17 protein-coding genes are annotated in these 17,428 nt (G+C 64.6%); 16 read left to right on the forward strand and 1 reads right to left on the reverse strand.

Features of this window, described 5'->3' with window-relative positions:
• The 16 genes from IE100_RS13770 (at position 1) to IE100_RS13845 (ending at position 16,442) form a co-directional block, all read left to right on the forward strand.
• Positions 1–744, forward strand: coding sequence for an energy transducer TonB (locus tag IE100_RS13770; RefSeq protein WP_189374930.1), 744 nt, complete (start codon positions 1–3; stop codon positions 742–744).
• A 179-nt stretch (positions 745–923) separates the two neighbouring features.
• Entirely contained in the window at positions 924–2,066 is a 1,143-nt protein-coding gene (locus IE100_RS13775; RefSeq protein ID WP_189374931.1) for a cell division protein ZipA C-terminal FtsZ-binding domain-containing protein, read from the forward strand.
• A gap of 66 nt (positions 2,067–2,132) precedes the next feature.
• Complete coding sequence (gene ligA / locus IE100_RS13780; RefSeq protein ID WP_189374932.1) at positions 2,133–4,580, forward strand: NAD-dependent DNA ligase LigA; 2,448 nt, start codon at positions 2,133–2,135, stop codon at positions 4,578–4,580.
• Positions 4,581–4,663: 83 nt separating this feature from the next.
• A complete protein-coding gene (galU, locus tag IE100_RS13785; RefSeq protein ID WP_189374933.1) occupies positions 4,664–5,536 on the forward strand; it encodes a UTP--glucose-1-phosphate uridylyltransferase GalU in 873 nt (290 codons plus the stop codon).
• A 214-nt stretch (positions 5,537–5,750) separates the two neighbouring features.
• Positions 5,751–6,293, forward strand: a complete 543-nt coding sequence (locus IE100_RS13790) for a hypoxanthine-guanine phosphoribosyltransferase (protein WP_189374934.1) — start codon at positions 5,751–5,753, stop codon at positions 6,291–6,293.
• A 105-nt stretch (positions 6,294–6,398) separates the two neighbouring features.
• Positions 6,399–7,127 (forward strand): S-methyl-5'-thioinosine phosphorylase, encoded by a 729-nt coding sequence (locus IE100_RS13795; protein WP_189374935.1) that lies wholly within the window; start codon positions 6,399–6,401, stop codon positions 7,125–7,127.
• A gap of 28 nt (positions 7,128–7,155) precedes the next feature.
• Positions 7,156–8,385, forward strand: coding sequence for a flagellin lysine-N-methylase (gene fliB / locus IE100_RS13800; RefSeq protein ID WP_189374936.1), 1,230 nt, complete (start codon positions 7,156–7,158; stop codon positions 8,383–8,385).
• A 119-nt stretch (positions 8,386–8,504) separates the two neighbouring features.
• Complete coding sequence (locus tag IE100_RS13805) at positions 8,505–9,983, forward strand: flagellin N-terminal helical domain-containing protein (RefSeq protein ID WP_189374937.1); 1,479 nt, start codon at positions 8,505–8,507, stop codon at positions 9,981–9,983.
• Positions 9,984–10,212: 229 nt separating this feature from the next.
• A complete protein-coding gene (locus IE100_RS13810; protein WP_189374938.1) occupies positions 10,213–10,479 on the forward strand; it encodes a flagellar protein FlaG in 267 nt (88 codons plus the stop codon).
• A 63-nt stretch (positions 10,480–10,542) separates the two neighbouring features.
• A complete protein-coding gene (fliD, locus tag IE100_RS13815; RefSeq protein ID WP_189374939.1) occupies positions 10,543–12,525 on the forward strand; it encodes a flagellar filament capping protein FliD in 1,983 nt (660 codons plus the stop codon).
• Positions 12,526–12,553: 28 nt separating this feature from the next.
• The gene (fliS, locus tag IE100_RS13820) at positions 12,554–12,997 is read left to right on the forward strand and encodes a flagellar export chaperone FliS (RefSeq protein WP_189374940.1); all 444 of its coding nucleotides are present in this window, start codon (positions 12,554–12,556) and stop codon (positions 12,995–12,997) included.
• Complete coding sequence (locus tag IE100_RS13825; RefSeq protein WP_189374941.1) at positions 12,984–13,304, forward strand: hypothetical protein; 321 nt, start codon at positions 12,984–12,986, stop codon at positions 13,302–13,304. The genes fliS and IE100_RS13825 overlap by 14 nt, the downstream gene beginning before the upstream one ends.
• Positions 13,305–13,547: 243 nt before the next feature.
• Positions 13,548–13,925 carry a DUF2802 domain-containing protein gene (locus IE100_RS13830; RefSeq protein ID WP_189374942.1) on the forward strand — a complete coding sequence of 126 codons (378 nt, stop codon included), beginning with the start codon at positions 13,548–13,550 and terminating at the stop codon, positions 13,923–13,925.
• Positions 13,922–15,220: a flagellar hook-length control protein FliK gene (gene fliK, locus IE100_RS13835; protein ID WP_189374943.1), complete on the forward strand. Its 1,299-nt coding sequence runs from the start codon at positions 13,922–13,924 to the stop codon at positions 15,218–15,220. Before IE100_RS13830 ends, fliK begins: the two co-directional genes overlap by 4 nt.
• On the forward strand, positions 15,210–15,530 hold the full coding sequence (locus IE100_RS13840) for an EscU/YscU/HrcU family type III secretion system export apparatus switch protein (RefSeq protein WP_189374944.1): 321 nt from the start codon (positions 15,210–15,212) through the stop codon (positions 15,528–15,530). Before fliK ends, IE100_RS13840 begins: the two co-directional genes overlap by 11 nt.
• A gap of 39 nt (positions 15,531–15,569) precedes the next feature.
• On the forward strand, positions 15,570–16,442 hold the full coding sequence (locus IE100_RS13845; protein WP_229800384.1) for an NAD(P)-dependent oxidoreductase: 873 nt from the start codon (positions 15,570–15,572) through the stop codon (positions 16,440–16,442).
• 75 nt (positions 16,443–16,517) lie between these two features.
• Here IE100_RS13845 and IE100_RS13850 read toward each other — a convergent pair whose 3' ends face one another.
• Complete coding sequence (locus IE100_RS13850; RefSeq protein ID WP_229800385.1) at positions 16,518–17,384, reverse strand: YicC/YloC family endoribonuclease; 867 nt, start codon at positions 17,382–17,384, stop codon at positions 16,518–16,520.
• Positions 17,385–17,428: the final 44 nt, after the last annotated feature.

Consider the following 17,428-nt stretch of genomic DNA (forward strand, 5'->3'; position numbering starts at 1 on the left):
ATGCGCCTGGCGCTGCTACTGTCGCTGGCCTTGCACGCGCTGCTGCTGGCCGCGTTTGCCTGGCAGTTCCGCCCGCTGCCGGCGCTGACGCCGCCCTTGCAGGTGCTGTTGCTGCCCGCGTCGCTACCCGCCGCGGCGGTGATGACGGCGCCGCGTGGCGGCGACCGCGCCGTGGCGCCGGCCGCGCCTCGTCAGCCAGCGGCGGCTCCGGCTCCGGCTGCGGCTGCGCGCCGCGCCGCGCCGCCGCCATCCACGCCATCCACGCCATCCACGCCATCCATGCTACCGGCAGCAACACTGCCCGCGACGGCCCCGGCGACCGGCAAGGCCACCGTGACTAGCGCTGCCGCGCCAGCCGGCAGCAGTAGCGGCTCCGGCAGCAACGCTGCGGCCAACCTTGCGACTGCCAGTACGGCACCGGCCGCGGCCGAGGGCAAGGCTGGCGGCGGCGCGGAAAAGGCGGGCGAAAGCCGCGCGGTGCGGGTACGCTTTTCGCCGAAGCCGCCCTATCCGGCGCTGTCGCGCGAGCTGGGCGAGGAGGGCGTGGTGTTGCTGCGCATCTCGGTCGGCGCCGGCGGGGAGTTCGAGCAGGTGCAGTTGCTGCGCTCCAGCGGTTTCGTCCGCCTAGACCGCGCCGCGCGCGACGGCGTGCGCAGCTGGCGCTTCGACGCCGCGTGGCAGGGCGGGCAGCCGGTGGCGGCCAGCATCGACATCCCGGTGCGCTTCCGCCTCGACGAGTCGTAGCCGGGGGTGCTGCCGCTGGCGGTTTTTTCGTGAAAATTACGCTTCTGGCCGGCAAAACCGGAAAATGGACCACCATTTCGATAGAGAATGGCCGATGACGCGAGGGTGGTCACCGTTTGCGTTGCGACGTTTGTTATAATACTGTCCTGAATAATGGCCACAGCAGTGGATAAGGCTCGATGAGCGACATACAAATAGGCTTGCTGATGCTGGGGGGGATCGTCATCGCCCTGGTGTTCGCCTTCAATACATACCAGGAATGGCGCTTTCGCAAGCGGACCCGCCAGGCCTTTTCACGTCATCACGCCGATGTGCTGCTGGACGTGCCCAAGAATCATGTCCGCGACGGCAAGCAGGAACGGCTGGAGCCGGTGCTGCTGCAGGACGAGGACGACACCCCCGCCTACCTGAACGACACCCCGCCGCTGCACGCCTTCACGCCGCCGCCCGCCGCCAGCGAGCCGCAGCCGGAAGAGGACGACGAGGTGGTGGCGATGGATGCCGCCGACCACCAGGCGCTGGTGGTGGCGCTGCTGGACCCGTCGCTGGATTTCATCGCCGAGGTGGTGTTCAGCCGGCCGCTGACGCTGTCGTCGCTGCCGCGCTTCAATGTCGCCAAGCGGGTGCAGGCCATCCTGCGCAGCGAGCGCGGGCTGTGGACGCCGGCCGAACTGCTGCCGGGCACCCGCTACAAGCAGGTCAACTTCGGCCTGCAGCTGGTCGACCGCAGCGGCGCGGTCACCGAGCAGGAGCTGGCCAGCTTCTGTCAGCAGATCAACCACTACGCCGAGCAGTTCGATGCCCAGGTCAGCTTCCCGCAGCGCCAGCAGAAGCTGGTCGCCGCGCGCGAGCTGGACCGCTTCTGTGCCGACGTCGACGTGCTGATCGGCATCAATATCGTGCCGACGGCGCCCATTCCCGGCGCGCGTCTGCGCAGCGTGGCCGAGGCCGCTGGGCTGCAGCTGGAGCCGGACGGCCAGTTCCACTACCTGGCCGACTCCGGCAACTCACTGTACTCGCTGGCCTCGGCCGACCAGACGCCGTTCATGCTGCACAACCTGCTCGACAAGTCCTTCCCGGCGCTGACGCTGCTGTTCGACGTGCCGCGCGTGGCTGGCGGCGCCGCGGTGTTCGACCGCGCCATCGCCTTCGCGCTGCAGCTGACGCAGGAATTCGACGCGCGCCTGGTCGACGACAACCGCCGCGAGCTGAGCGAAGCCGGCCTGCTGAAGATCCGCGAGCAGCTGGTGCGTATCTACGGCAATATGGACGACCGCGGCATCGCACCGGGCAGTGTCGCCGCCTTGCGCCTGTTCGCCTGATTCCTGCCGTTTCATTGTTTCCGCACGCCGGCCCTTGCCGGCGTGCTGCATTTCCGGGGCCGCAACATGACCGAAGCCACTTCCGAACAGCGCCAGCGCGCGCAAGCCTTGGCCGCGCTGCTGGAGCGCTACAACCACGAGTACTACGTGCTGGATGCGCCGACGGTGCCGGACGCCGAGTACGACCGCCTGTTCCGCGAGCTGCAGCAGCTGGAGGCCGACTGTCCGGCGCTGTCCGGTGACGCCTCGCCCACCCGTCGCGTCGGTGGTGCGCCGCTGCCGGCCTTCGACAGCGTCAGCCACACGGTGCCGATGCTGTCGTTGTCCAATGCCTTTTCCGATCTGCAGCATGACGACTTTGCCAGCCGCCACGCCGAGCTGATCGCCTTCGACGAGCGGGTCAGCAAGGACCTCGCTGCGGCCAACGTCGAGTACGCCACCGAGCCCAAGTTCGACGGCCTGGCGGTGAGCCTGCTGTACCGCGACGGCGTGCTGGTGCAGGCCGCCACCCGCGGCGACGGCAGCAGCGGCGAGAACGTCACCGCCAATATCCGTACCGTGCGCTCGGTGCCGCTGAAGCTGGCTGCGGCCAACGTGCCCGCGCTGCTGGAGGTGCGCGGCGAGGTGTTGATGCTCAAGCGCGACTTCGAGCGCCTGAACGACGCGCAGCGCGAGCGCGGCGACAAGACGTTCGCCAACCCGCGTAATGCCGCTGCCGGCAGCCTGCGGCAGCTGGACTCGCGCATCACCGCGCAGCGCCGGCTGTCGTTCTTCGCCTACGCCATCGCACAGGTGGAGGGCGCCGACTGGCCGGCCAGCCACGCCGGCGAAATGGACTGGCTGGCCGAACTCGGCTTCCCGGTGGTGGCCGACGAACTGCGCCCGGTGGTGCAGGGCGCGGCGGGTCTCGCCGCCTATTACGAAGGCGTGCTGGCGCAGCGCGCCGCGCTGCCGTTCGAGATCGACGGCGTGGTGTACAAGGTGAACAGTCGCGCGTTGCAGGCGCGGCTGGGTTTCGTGTCGCGCGCGCCGCGCTGGGCGATTGCGCACAAGTTTCCGGCCGAGGAAGCGCTGACGCGGGTGGAAGCGATCGAGGAGCAGGTTGGCCGCACCGGGGCGATCACCCCGGTGGCGCGGCTGCAGCCGGTATTCGTCGGCGGCGTCACGGTGACCAACGCCACCTTGCACAACGAGGACGAGGTGCGGCGCAAGGACGTGCGCGTCGGCGACACGGTGATCGTGCGCCGCGCTGGCGACGTGATTCCGGAAGTGGTGTCGGTGGTGCTGGACCAGCGCCCGATGCGGCCAACCCTGGGCGGCGACCTGTTCAGCAGTAGCGAGGAGCCGCAATACCCGGCCTACCGCCTGCCCACCGCCTGCCCGGTATGCGGCAGCCACGTGGTGCGCGAGGAAGGCGAAGCGATTGCACGCTGCTCCGGCGGGCTGGTGTGCAAGGCGCAGCGGGTGCAGGCGATCCAGCACTTTGCCGGCCGCCGCATGATGGACATTGACGGCCTGGGCGAGCGCTACATCGACAAGCTGGTGGAGTTCGACTATGTGGCCAGCGTGGCCGACCTGTATCGGCTGACGCGGGATGACCTGCTGGAGATGAAGCGCCGCGCCGACGAGCAGGAAGGCATCACGCCGGAAACGGTGAAGGCTGGCAAGGTGGCTACCAAATGGGCGGATAATTTGATTGAGGCGATTAGAGCCAGTGCAAAGCCAACACTGGCCCGCTTTCTATTTTCGCTGGGCATCCGCCACGTCGGCGAATCCACCGCCAAGACGCTGGCCGACTGGCTGGGCACGCTGGACAATGTGTGCCGTGCGCCGCGCGCGGTGCTGGCGGCACTGCCGGATATCGGTGGCGTGGTGGCCGATGCCATTGTCGAATTCTTTGCCGAGGAACAGAACGAGCAAGTAATCGAGAAGCTGCTCAATAATTCAAATAACCCGGATAACGCTATTAAGATCGTTGGCGAACACCGTCCCAAGGCGCAGCTGCGCGACAAGCTGGCTGCGGCCAACCTGTATGCCCGTCTCGGCGTGCCACGACTGACCGAGGTGCGCGCGCAGCAGCTGGCGGCGCAGCAGGGCGAGCCGGCGATGTTGGCCGCAATGCCGCGCGTAGACATCATCCAGCTCGACCTGCCGGCCGAGGTGGTGAACGCGCTGGCCGACTGGCTGGACGACGCGGCCAACCGTGCGAAGTTGCAGGCCATCGCCGACTATTGCCGCGAGCTGCTGGCCGGGGTGCCGCAGGCCGAGGCCGCGCCGCAGAACGAGGCGGTGGCCGGCAAGACCTTCGTGCTGACCGGCACGCTGCCCACCATGGGCCGCGACCAGGCCAAGACGCTGATCGAGGCCGCCGGTGGCAAGGTGTCCGGCAGCGTGTCGAAGAAGACCCACTACGTGGTGGCCGGCGCCGAGGCGGGCAGCAAGCTGGACAAGGCGCTGGAGCTGGGCGTGACGGTGCTGGACGAGGCCGCCCTGCTGGCCTTGCTGGCGTCGTGACGGCAGGCAAAACTAGAGCGGCGGCGATAAAACGCCTACAATTGCCCGCTACTTAACATGTTGTCCGGATAACAAGACTCATCATGCAAAAAGTTACCAAAGCGGTATTCCCGGTGGCCGGCATGGGCACCCGCTTCCTGCCCGCTACCAAGGCCAGCCCGAAAGAGATGCTGCCGGTGGTGGACAAGCCGCTGATCCAGTACGCGGTGGAAGAGGCGGTGGCCGCCGGCATCACCGAGCTGATCTTCATCACCGGTCGCAACAAGCGCAGCATCGAGGACCACTTCGACAAGGCTTACGAATTGGAAACCGAGCTGGAAAACCGCAACAAGAAAAAACTGCTGGAAACGGTGCAGGAGATCCTGCCAGCCAACGTCAGCTGCATCTACATCCGCCAGGCTGAAGCGCTGGGCCTGGGCCACGCCGTACTGTGCGCCAAGCCGGTGGTCGGTAACGAGCCGTTCGCGGTGATCCTGGCCGACGACCTGATCGACGGCGAGCCGGGCGCGATGGAGCAGATGGTGCGCGTGTTCAACGAGACCCACAGCTCGGTGCTGGGCGTGGAAACCGTGGCGCGCGAGGAAACCGGCTCCTATGGCATTGTCGAGGTGGCTACCGATGGCAAGGGCCGTCAGCAGGTGTCCAGCATCGTGGAGAAGCCGCACCCGGACGTGGCGCCGTCCAACCTGGCGGTGGTCGGCCGTTACATCCTGACGCCACGCATCTTCGACAAGCTGCTCAATACCGTGCCGGGCGCCGGCGGCGAAATCCAGCTCACCGACGGCATCGCCGCGCTGCTGAAGGACGAGCCGGTGCTGGCCTATCCGTTTGCCGGCAAGCGCTACGATTGCGGCTCGAAACTGGGCTATCTCAAGGCCACGGTGGAGTACGGTCTCAAGCACCACGAAGTCGGCAGCGAGTTTGCCGCCTTCCTGTCCGCCCTGCCGCGCGACTGAGCGCAAACCCATCCATCACGCCGCCTGTCGTGTAAGAGCGTGTTCACGATCTTGCGAGCCAAAGTCAGACAAGGCGGAATGGGCCAAAAAAGCGCAGTGGACGTGGTGTCCATGAGCATTTTTTGGCCTATTCCAACGCAGGATCACGAAGGCGCAGCAGATCGTGGACAGGCTCTAAGGCGGCGTGCCGTTTTTTTGAATAAGGACTCATATCATGGCTAATGTTGCCGAAGCCCGTGGCATCCTGAACAGCTCGGACATCCTGTTTACCGCCGAGGAAGTGAACGCGGCGGTCGACCGCATGGCGGCCGACATCACCCGCGAACTGGGGGAAAGCTACCCGCTGGTACTGTCGGTGATGGGCGGGGCGGTGGTGTTCACCGGCCAGCTGCTGCCACGGCTGATCTTCCCGCTCGACTTCGACTACGTGCACGTGTCCCGCTACGGCGACAAGACCCAGGGCGGCGAGCTGGTGTGGAAGACCGCGCCGAAGGAAGACGTGCGCGACCGCGTGGTGCTGGTGCTGGACGATATCCTGGACGAAGGCCACACCATGGCGGCGATCCGCGACAAGGTGCTGGCCATGGGTGCCAAGGCATTCTACAGCGGCGTGTTCGCCAACAAGCTGATCAGCAAGGACAAGCCGATCAAGGCCGACTTCGTCGGCATCGACGTGCCGGACCGCTACGTGTTCGGCTACGGCATGGACGTGCGCGGCGCCTGGCGCAACCTGCCGGCCATCCACGCGCTGAAGTAAGCCTGGCGCGCCACCCCGGCAAGCCCGCAACCGTAAATGTTGCGGGCTTTTTCCATGCCTGCGGATTAGAATTCGGCACAGAGCAGCCATAACAAGGAGAACGTCATGCTCGCCATCATCGGAGGCAGTAGCCTCGCCAAATTGCCCATTCTCGAAGTCACCCATCGTCAGGTTGTGCGTACCCCGTACGGCGATCCGTCCTGCGCACTGACCTTCGGCCGCATCGGCATGCAGAACGTGGTGTTCATTGCCCGCCACGGCTACGGCAATTCCATCGCCCCGCACGAGATCAACTACCGCGCCAACATCTGGGCCCTGCACAGTGTCGGGGTCAAGGGCGTGATTGCTATCGGCACCGTCGGTGGCATCCGACCGGACATGGTGCCGGGCAGCCTGGTGATCCCGGACAATATTGTCGACTACAGCTGGGGCCGCAAGCACACCTTCTTCGAGGGGCCGGACAAGCCGGTGGTGCACGTCGACTTCACCTGGCCGTTTGACCGCGAGCTGCGCGCCCGCCTGGTGCAGACCAGCAGTGAGGCCGGCCTGAGCGTGATCGACGGCGCGGTCTATGCCTGTACCCAGGGTCCGAGGCTGGAGAGTGTGGCGGAAATCCGCCGTATCGAGCGGGACGGCGCCGACATGGTCGGCATGACCGGCATGCCGGAGGCGGCACTGGCGCGTGAGTTGGCGCTGCCCTACGCCAATCTCAGCCTGGTGGTGAACTGGGCGGCCGGCAAGGGCAATAGTGGCGAGACGGTTGCCCTGCCGGAGACGGTGTTCGAGCAGGGGGTAAGCAAGCTACTGGCCGTGCTGACGCAACTGGCAAAATGAGTAACTACCGGAATTCAGGAACGAGACGATGGCAGAAACCCAATTGAAGAACATGATCGCCCCCGCGTACCTGGCGCAGTTTTCCTGTCTTGGTCCGTCGTGTCCTGACACCTGCTGCTATGGCTGGCGTATTCCGGTCGAGCATGAAACCTATCTGCGCTTGCAAAGCCTGCCGGATAAAGAACTGAAGCCGCTGATCAGCAAAGCCTTGCATCGCGGTTCCGGCAAGAGCGGCAGCAAGGATTTCGGTTTCCTGTCGGTGAGTACCGAAGACCATGCACGCTGCGAATTGCTGGATGGTGAGGGGCTTTGCAGTCTTCACAAGAAGTGTGGCGAGCAGATGTTGCCCGATGTCTGCGCCGCTTACCCCCGCGTCACCAAGTCGGTCGCCGGCGTGCTGGAGCAGTTTGCCTCGCCGTCCTGCCCGGAAATCGCACGGCTGATCATTGAAAACGAGCATGCCTTGCAGTTGCAGCAGCTGCAACTGCCTACCCGCGCCAGCACGATTGCCAGTATCCCGGCGGCGATTGCCAGCCCGGAAATGGAGCAGGTGCGGGCATTTTTCCTCGCCATTCTGGCGGCCGCGGACGTGCCCTTGTGGCAAAGACTGGCCTTGCAACTGCTGATCGCGGAGTCTTTGCAGCAGACGGTGGAGCGTTTCGATGCGGCTTCCGGCGCGGTATTGCTGGACGACATCACGGCGCTGCTGCTCGACTGGCAGCAACAGCTGCAGAACGGGCAGGCACTTGCCGCGTTGCAAGGCTGGCAGCGCCACGAGCAGCTGCACATCAAAACGTTGGCCGCAGCCAGCCGGGTGCGGGCCGATCTGCACTTCAATCGCCCGCGTTACCTGGCGCTGATTAATGAAGCCTTGCAGGCGCTGGGGGCGGGGCAAGCGGAGGCGGATGAGGCGGTGCTGTGCCAGACCTTCGCTGCGACGGCGCTGTCGGCCGAGGTCGAGCAATGGCTGGGGCGCATCCTGCTCAATCACGCCCATACCGGCTACTTTCCGCTGCAGGGACGGGTGGTGCAGGATGTGCAGCAGCTGAGCATGGAGTACCTGCTGTTGCGTTTCTGGCTGGTGGGCCTGACCGCAGCAAGGCAGCGTCAGCTTGCGGCCAAGGAAGTCATCGAACTGGTGTACCTGTTTTACAGAACCAGCATTCACCAGGAAAACTACCTGCCTTCCTGCATGGCCGGCTTCGAGCAGGCGGGCCTGGTGAAGCCGGAGCACTGGCTGTTGTTGCTGCCTGATTAAAAATTTTCACCGGATTGCTAAAGCTTTCTTTCGACGGTCCGATAAAGCTAGGGAAGGCGGTAGCAGCGGCACGGGGCCGGCTGGTACAACGCCCAGATTGATGATTCCAAGGAGCAACCATGCTGACCATCAACACTAACGTGGCTTCGCTGAACTCGCAGCGTAATATGTCCGGTTCCCAAAGCGCCTTGTCCACCTCGCTGCAGCGTCTGTCCTCCGGCCTGCGCATCAACAGTGCCAAAGACGACGCCGCCGGTCTGGCCATTTCCGAGCGCATGGGCGGTCAGGTTCGCGGCATGGACCAGGCCCGCCGCAACGCCAACGACGGCGTGTCGATGGCGCAGACTGCCGAAGGTGCCCTGTCCTCCGCCGGTAACATCCTGCAGCGTATCCGTGAGCTGGCCGTACAGTCGTCCAACTCCAGCAACTCGGCTTCCGACCGTCAGGCTTTGCAGTCCGAAGTGACCCAGCTGACCTCCGAACTGGACCGTATTTCCCAGACCACCGAATTCAACGGCCAGAAGCTGCTGGACGGTACCTCCGGCACCCTGACCTTCCAGGTCGGCGCCAACGCCAACCAGACCATCCAGGCCTCTGGCTCCAACTTCCGCACCAGCAACTACGGTAACAACAACCTGTCCGTTGCCGCTCCGGCTGCCGGTAACGCCACCGCGTTGACGGCTGCCAAGGCCATCGCGGTGAGTGGCTCGCAGGGTACTGCCACCTATACCACTGTGGCTGGTGACACAGCCAAGTCGATTGCCCAGGGCATCAACAACCTGAGCAGCCAGACCGGTGTAAATGCTACCGCCAAGACCGAGGCCAACCTGTCCGGTTTTGTGGCCAGCAAGTCCTATGCGGTAGATGTGGTGTCCGATAACGGTACCGCCGTGCGCGTGTCCTTCTCCACCGGCGCCACAGTTACCAGCTCCAACGACCTGACCGAAGCAATCAATGCCTTTAACGCTGCTTCCGGCAAGACCGGTGTGACCGCCGAATACGACAGCAAGTATGGCGGCATCAAGCTGACTAATGCCACCGGCAACGACATCAGCCTGACCAACAGCAGTGCTGCGGGTGCCGACTTCAACACCGCAGGTTACACCGTGGCCGGTTCGGATGGCACCGCAGCCAACGCTGCCGCCGCCCTGACCGCTGCTGATGCCGCTGCGGCTGCCGGTGGTGTGTCGTATGTGAACGGTACCGTTCGCCTGGATTCGGACAAGAGCTTCTCGACGACTGATGCCGGCTCCGGCTTCGTGTTGGGTGGTTCCTCGACCCTGCAAACGGTGGCTTCGCTGGACGTGACTTCGTTCGCCAACTCCCAGAAAGCGATCAAGATCGTTGACTCCGCGCTGCAGGCGATCAACGGCCAGCGCGCCCAGTTCGGTGCCCTGCAGTCCCGCTTCGAGAACACCATCTCCAACCTGCAGTCGTCGTCGGAGAACCTGAGTGCCTCGCGTAGCCGTATTCAGGATACCGACTTTGCCGCAGAAACAGCTAAACTGAGCCGTAACCAGGTGCTGCAACAGGCGGGTACCGCCATGCTGGCGCAGGCCAACCAGCTGCCACAGCAAGTCCTGTCGCTGCTGCGTTAATCAAGGTGCGTGAGGGCGTGTGGCCCTCCTGTAATCCAGCGTGCCTGGCGTGGCCCCCACGCCAGGCTTTTCGTCTTGGAGGTGTACTATGTCGTCATTATCGCCACTGTCACCGGTTACCACGCCGGTTACCACCGCCTTGCCCGACAGCAGCAGCCGCGCAGCGCCGTTGCCGGCCCAGCAAGCCAGCGCTCCGACGGTACCGGTCTCTGCCGGTGCGGTGCAAGCGTTGTCCAGTGCCGCTGCCGGTGGTCAGGGCAAGAACGTGCTGGACAAGGAAGAGCTGGCGCAGGCTACGGAAAAGATCAGCAAGCTGGTCGCCACTTTCGCCAGCGAACTGAACTTCTCCATCGATGAGGATCTGGGCGTGCCGATCGTGAAGGTGATCGACAAGCACACCGACAAGGTGATCCGCCAGATCCCGACCGAAGAAGTGCTGGAAATGTCCAAGAATCTGGACAAGCTGGTCGGTGTTTTGTATCAGAGCAAGGCGTAATTTTGGCAGCAGCAAGCGTAGTGCCGGCAGGCCCTGCGACTGAATAATGGCGGGAGAAATATCATGGCATTGAGTTCGAGCGGTCTTGGTTCCGGGATGGATATTGACAGCCTGGTTTCCAAGCTGATGAATATTGAAACCCGCCCCTTATTGAAGCTGCAGCAGAAGCAACAGGTTTTCGAAAGCAAGATCTCGGCGGTCGGCCAGGTCAAGAGTGGCCTGGCGTCGTTCCAGGCCGCGCTGAAGGCGCTGCAGGATCCGGCCAAGTACCAGACGCTGTCTTCGTCGTCCTCCGACAAGGATGTGGCCGAGATCAGCGCCGGCGCCAAGGCACCGGTGGGCGGCTTCAGCCTGAAGGTGGAAACGTTGGCCGCAGCGCAGAAGCTGTCGTCGAGCGTATTCGCCAGCAGCAAGACCGCCATCAACGGTGCGACCGAGGAGACGCTCAGTTTTTCCTTCGGCACCACCTCCGGCGCCACCTTCACGCCGCTCTCCGGCTCGACCCAGAAAGATGTCAAGATTCCGGCCAATGCCACCCTCGAACAGGTACGGGATGCGGTCAACAAGGCCAATATCGGCGTCAGCGCCAGCATCGTCAATGACGGTAGCGGTTACCGGCTGATCTATTCCTCCGGCAAGACCGGCACCGAGAGCACGCTGAAGGTCACGGCCGCAGGCGGTGGCAGCTCGCCACTGGCGAACCTGACCCATGATCCGGCGGGAACGACCATGACGGTGTTGCAGCCGGCCAAGGATGCGGTGTTTTACGTCGATGGCCTGAAAATCACCAAGCAGTCCAACACCGTCTCCGACGCCATCGATGGCGTGACGCTGACGCTGAAGAAAGAGCAGGAAGCGGGCGATGCGGCGCTGAAGATGAATGTCAGCCGCGACACTGCCGGCATCAAGAAAACACTGGAAGACTTCGTGAAGTCGTACAACGACTTTACCAAGGTGCTGAAGGAGACGACGGCCTCGACACCCGGCACGGCGCCCGGCGAGGCCGGCTCGTCGTCTCCGCTGAGCGGCGTGACGGCGATCCGTGGCATCGAAACGCAATTGCGTGCCGCATTTGGCGCGGCCACCAAGAATAGCGGCAGCTACCAGGTTGCCAGCCAGCTGGGACTCGCTTTCGCCAAGGATGGTACCTTGAGCCTGGATTCGAGCAAGCTGAGCAAGGCGATCGAAGCCTCGCCCGATGACGTCGCCAAGTTTTTTGCCACCGGTGCCCAGGTCGATGGCAAAGGCATGTCCTATGTGTCGAGTACCGACAAGACCGTGGCCGGCAGCTACGAGGTCTCCGTCAGCGCCCTGACCAATGGCTACAATCAGGCTGGCAGCGTGCCGACGCTGCCGGTCTCCGGCACCAACGCGTTTTCGGTCATGATCGACAACACGACCGTCAACGCCCAGGTTACCGGCACCTATAACAGTGCCACCGAATTGGCCAAGGCACTGGAGACCGCCATCAATGGCGATGCCGGCCTGGTGGCGGCCAAGGGGCAGGTCTCGGTCACGGTGGACGAAGACAGCGGCAAACTGCTGATTTCTTCGGTCAAGACCGGCACCGACTCCAAGGTCAACGTGCTGAGTGGCCTGGATTTTGCCGGTTTTGCCGCCGCTAGCGGTGTCGCCGGCTCGGCGAGTGTGGCCGGTACCATCGGCGGTTACGCGGCACGTGGTGACGGCAACAAGCTGATCGGGGCGGTCGGCACCCCGGTGGAAGGCCTGACCATCGAGCTCAGCGGTGGTACCATCGGTGACCGCGGCTCGCTGACCTACACCCAGGGTTTCTCCTTCGGTCTGGACAAGAAGCTGGAGGGGATGCTCGGCACCAATGGCACGCTGGACTCGTTTAACAAGGGCCTGAACGCGTCGCTGAAAGACTTGCAGAAGCAGCAGGACACCATGGCCAAGCGCCTGGAGGCAACTGAGGCCCGCTACAAGGCCCAGTTCAATGCGATGGACCGCCTGCTGGCGCAACTGAATGCCAGCAGCTCGTTCCTGACCCAGCAAATCAGCAGCATGCAGAAGAGTTCTTCCTGAACCGGATAACATCGATTAAGGCTTCATCATGGCACTTTCTAGGCATATGCAGGCCGCTTACGGTCGCTCCGCACTTGAGACCGAAGTATTGGTAGCGACCCCTCATAAACTGGTGCTCATGTTGCTGGATGGCGCGTTGCAGGCGATCCGGCGCGCCAAGATCGCGATGGAGGCCGGGCAGGTGGCCGACAAGGGCATGCTGATTGGCAAGGCGATCTCGATCGTGGACGAAGGCTTGCGCCTGGCGCTCGATCACGAGAAGGGCGGCGACATTGCGGCCAACCTTGACCAGCTCTACGAATACTGCACCCGCCAGTTGTTTCAGGCGAACATCACTAACGATCCCGCGCTGCTGGATCAGGTGTGCGCGCTGTTGAATGAAATCCGCGATGCCTGGGTCCAGATCGGAGTGCCGGCCAACGCGCAGGGCAGTGCGCCGGGTGACGCAGGAAAAGTCTATGGCGCAGCCTGAGCTGGCGGAAGACTGGTGCGCCTGGCTGTCGCTGGCGAAAACGCTGTCGGCAGCGGTCGAGGCGCAGGACTGGGAGCGGGCGGTCGAGCTGGCGGAGCAGCTGGTGGCGGCTCAGGCGACGCTGTCGCCATTGTCGGCGCTGCCCGCCGCCGCGCATGACGAAGTATTGGCCGAGCTGCTCGGCGCGCAGCGTTTGCTGCAAGCCCTGACCCAGCAGGTCGCCGCCAGCAAAGGGCAGCTGCAGCCGGAACTGGCGCTGCTGAAGACGCGGCAGAACCTGCTCTCCGCCTACAAGAGCAGCCCCTGACAGGGGCCGTTATGCCGTGCGGGCACGGGGTTGGCGCGTTGTGGTCGAGCTGTAAACGGCGCTGTTATCCTGCCGATTGCGTGCCATATTAAAAACAGTGTTGCCGTACCGTACCGTGTTCCTGGATGACAGAGGGCAGGCCGGCATCGCTTGTGATCGTTACCCTGCCAGCATCAACAAGCTTGAGGACATCCACCCTTTGCCTGAGCCTGAGGGGGTGTCCGTGTTACCGGAGTCGTGATCATGACCATTTATCTCACGTTGCTGATTGGCCTGATGATCGCGCAGGCTGTCGCAATTTTTTACCTGTGGCAGCGGCTGCTGCGCATCGAGTCCGAGCGCGCGGTCGAGGCGGTCAGTCATGAGCAGCTACAAAAGCAGCTGGCGGCTGCACAGCGCAATATCCAGGACATTGCGCTGCTGGCACAGCAGAAAGTGGCCGAGCAGGAGCCGCGCCAGCAGTTGCCGACCGCCAGCAGCGAGGGCATCAGCCCCTACAGTCAGGCGGTGGAAATGTTCAAGCGCGGCCTGGGCAGTGCCGATGTCGCCGAGCGCTGCGGCATTTCCCGCAGCGAGGCCGAGCTGATCCTGTCGCTGTACCGCAATAGTCCTACTTCATGATTTCCCTGCCTCCGATTCTGGCGCCGGGCAAACAGTCGACCGGCGCGGCCGAGGCGTCGACGGTTGTTGCCCAGCGTCCCGGTCGCGAGACGACGCGCAGCCCGATCGAGGTTGCCTCTTCGCCCGCCCGCTTGCCGGCATTGCAGTCCGGCGAGACCGTTACCGCCCATATCACCGAACGCCTGCCGGACGGCAAGCTGGCCGCCACCATCAAGGGCGAGGCCTTCGTGCTGAGCCTGCCCAAGGGCATGAGCGCCGACGGCAATGCGCTGTCATTGCGCGTGACCGCCGGGCCTCCCTTGTCCTTCAACCTGCTGGACGTGCTGCAGGACCCGGCGACGGCGCTGCGCAGCAGCGAGCTGGCGCGGGCGGTATCGGCGGCGCTGCAGGACGACAGCAGCACCGCGCTGCAGACCCTGTCGCAGCCGGGACGGCTGCCCGATCTCGCTCGTGGCGAGGTGGTCACCGGCCGTCTGGCGGAGCGCCTGGCAGACGGCAGCGCGATGGTGCTGATCAAGAATGCGGTGTTCAACCTGAAGGCACCGGCGGACGGCCTGCTGACCAAGGAACCGATGCTGTTGCGGGTGGGCGCGACCTCGCCGTTGCTGCAGTTCGACCTGTTGCGCCTCGCTGCGCTGCCGGACGAGAAGTCGGCGCCGGTCGCCTTTACCTCGGCCGGTCGCTATCTGAACGGCCTGCTGGATGCGGCAACGCAGTCGGTGGCGCGCGGCAGCCTGACCCTGCTGTCCGATCCGGCGGCGCCGGGTGCCGGCGAGCAGCTGCGGCAGTCGGTGGAAAAGAGCGGCGTCTTCTACGAGTCGCACCAGCGGGCGTGGGTCGATGGCCGCCTGTCGCTGGAGGAACTGAAGCTGGAGCCGCAGGCCAGGCTGCTGCACGAGGGCCGGGCCGGGCTGTCGTCGGAACTGGGGCAGCTGGTGCAGAAGCAGCTGGAGGTGCACGAGCAGAAAGTGCTGGTGTTCCAGGGGCAGGCGTGGCCGGGACAGGCGGTGGACTGGGAAATCCAGCGCGAGGAAATCGCCGAGCGCGAAGCGAATGGCGAGCTGGAACTGCCGGTGTGGCAAACGCGGCTGAATCTGGCGCTGCCGGCACTGGGTGACGTTGGCGCGCGGCTGCGCATGGTGGGCAAGCAGGTGCAGGTGGTGTTCGATGCCGATGATGCGGCAACCGCACAGCTGATCGAACAGTATCGCAGCCGGCTGGGCTCGGCGCTGGAGGGCGCCGGTCTGGCGCTGGCCAGCCTGCTGGTCAAGCACGGGGCCGACGATGAAGCCTGAGCATCGCCGTTCTGCGGTCGCGCTGCGCTACAGCGAGGACAGCGCGGCGCCAAAGGTGGTGGCCAAGGGCTATGGCCGCATGGCCGAGCGCATCATCGAGCAGGCGAAGGAAGCCGGCGTCTTCGTGCACGACTCGCCGGAACTGGTCAACCTGCTGATGCAGGTGGACATGGACAGCCACATCCCGCCGGAGCTGTATCGCGCGGTGGCCGAAATCCTCGCCTTCCTGTATTTCCTCGAACACCAGGCCACCGGCAAGGACATGAATTTCGAACAGTGGCTGGCGCAGCGCCAGCCTCCTGCATCCTGAGCCGGCGACTGGCCGGCTTGCATTTCTCTGCTTAGGAACATGATGAAAGTTGCGTATATCGGTCTGGGTATCATGGGGCGCCCGTGCGTGGAAAACCTGCTCAAGGCCGGACATGAGGTCTGGGTCTGGGCACGGCGGCGCGAGAGCGCCGAGCCGCTGCTGGCGCAGGGCGCCCACTGGGCGGACAGCCCGCAGGCGCTGGCGGCCAACGTCGAGGTGCTGGTGACCAATGTCTCCGATACCGCCGACGTCGAGGCGGTGCTGTTGGGCGAGCACGGCGTGGTGCACGGCGCGCGGCCGGGGCTGGTGTGCGTCGACATGAGCACCATTTCGCCGATCGGCGCGCGCGAGATCGCCGCCAGGCTGGCCGCCAGCGGCATCGACTTCCTCGATTGCCCAGTGTCCGGCGGTGAAGTCGGCGCCATCAACGGCACGCTGACCATCATGGTTGGCGGCAAGGCGGCGGCGCTGGCCACCGCGCGGCCGGTGCTGCAGGCGATGGGCAAGACCATCACCCATATCGGCGACAGCGGTGCCGGTCAGGTGGCCAAGGCCTGCAACCAGATCGCGGTCGGCGTCGGCGTGGCGGCGGTAGCGGAAGTGATGAAGCTGGCCAAGGCTTGCGGCGTGGACCCGGCGCCGGTGCGCGAGGCGCTGCTGGGCGGCTTTGCCAGCAGCCGGGTACTGGATGTGCACGGCCAGCGCATGATCGACGACAACTACGCGCCGGGTTTCAAGGCCAGGCTGCACCAGAAGGACATGGGCATCGTGCTGGACACAGCGGCGTCGCTGGGCATCAAGCTGCCGGAGGCCGCGCGTGTCGCCGGCCTGATCGACCAGCTGGTGGCCAACGGCGAGGGCGAGCTGGACTCTTCCGCCATCGCGCGCCTGATCTGGCAGGACAATGACTGATCCGCGCTGAAAAAATTGCGGCCAACCTTGCTACAAGGTTGGCCGCAACAGCGTCCGCGTTTCGGTGACTAACGCTTACTCGACGTTCTGGATCTGCTCGCGCATCTGCTCGATCAGCACCTTCAGTTCCACCGAGGCCTGCGTGGTTTCGGTGGCGACCGACTTGGAGCCGAGGGTGTTGGCCTCGCGGTTGAGTTCCTGCATCAGGAAGTCCAGGCGCTTGCCGACCTGGCCGCCGGTCTTCAGGATGCGGCGGATTTCGGCGATGTGGGTGCTCAGGCGTTCCAGCTCCTCGTCGACGTCGATCTTCTGCGCGAACAGCGCGAATTCCTGCTTGATGCGGTCGTCGTCGACATTGCCCAGCGCCTCCAGCAGCCGTGCCGACAGCTTGGCGCGATAGGCGTCCAGGATCTGCGGCAGGCGCGGCTTGATGTCGCTGATGATCTGCGCCATCGACTCCAGCCGGTCGCGCAGTACCTGTGCCAGTTTCTCGCCTTCGCGGCCGCGGGTGGCGCGGAAGTCTTCCAGCACCACCTTCAGGCCGTCGAGGCACAGCTGTTGCAGCACTTCCGGCGGCAGCGAGTTGGATTTCAGCACCCCCGGCCAGCGCAGCAGCTCGCCCATGCCCAGCTCGCGCATTTGTGGCGCGATGGCCTTGACCTGGTTGCTGATCGCCAGCAGGCGCTGCACCATGTCCGGGTTCAGCTCCAGCTGCTGGTTGTCGTTGTCGTTCTGGCTGATGCCGACGCGGCACTCCACCTTGCCGCGGGTGACGCGGCCGGCGATCAGCTCGCGCAGTTGCGCCTCGATCACGCGCAGCTCTTCCGGCAGCCGCATCTGCACGTCGAGGTAGCGGTGGTTCACCGCGCGCAGTTCAATGGATAATAGGCCGCCCGGGAATTCACGGGCGGTAGAGGCAAAGCCTGTCATACTCAGGATCATGGGAGCTCCGGCAGTCATGGTTTTCAGGAAGACATGCCCCGAAT

The sequence above is a fragment of the Vogesella alkaliphila genome, from assembly GCF_014652475.1.
Classification (GTDB): Bacteria; Pseudomonadota; Gammaproteobacteria; order Burkholderiales; family Chromobacteriaceae; genus Vogesella; species Vogesella alkaliphila.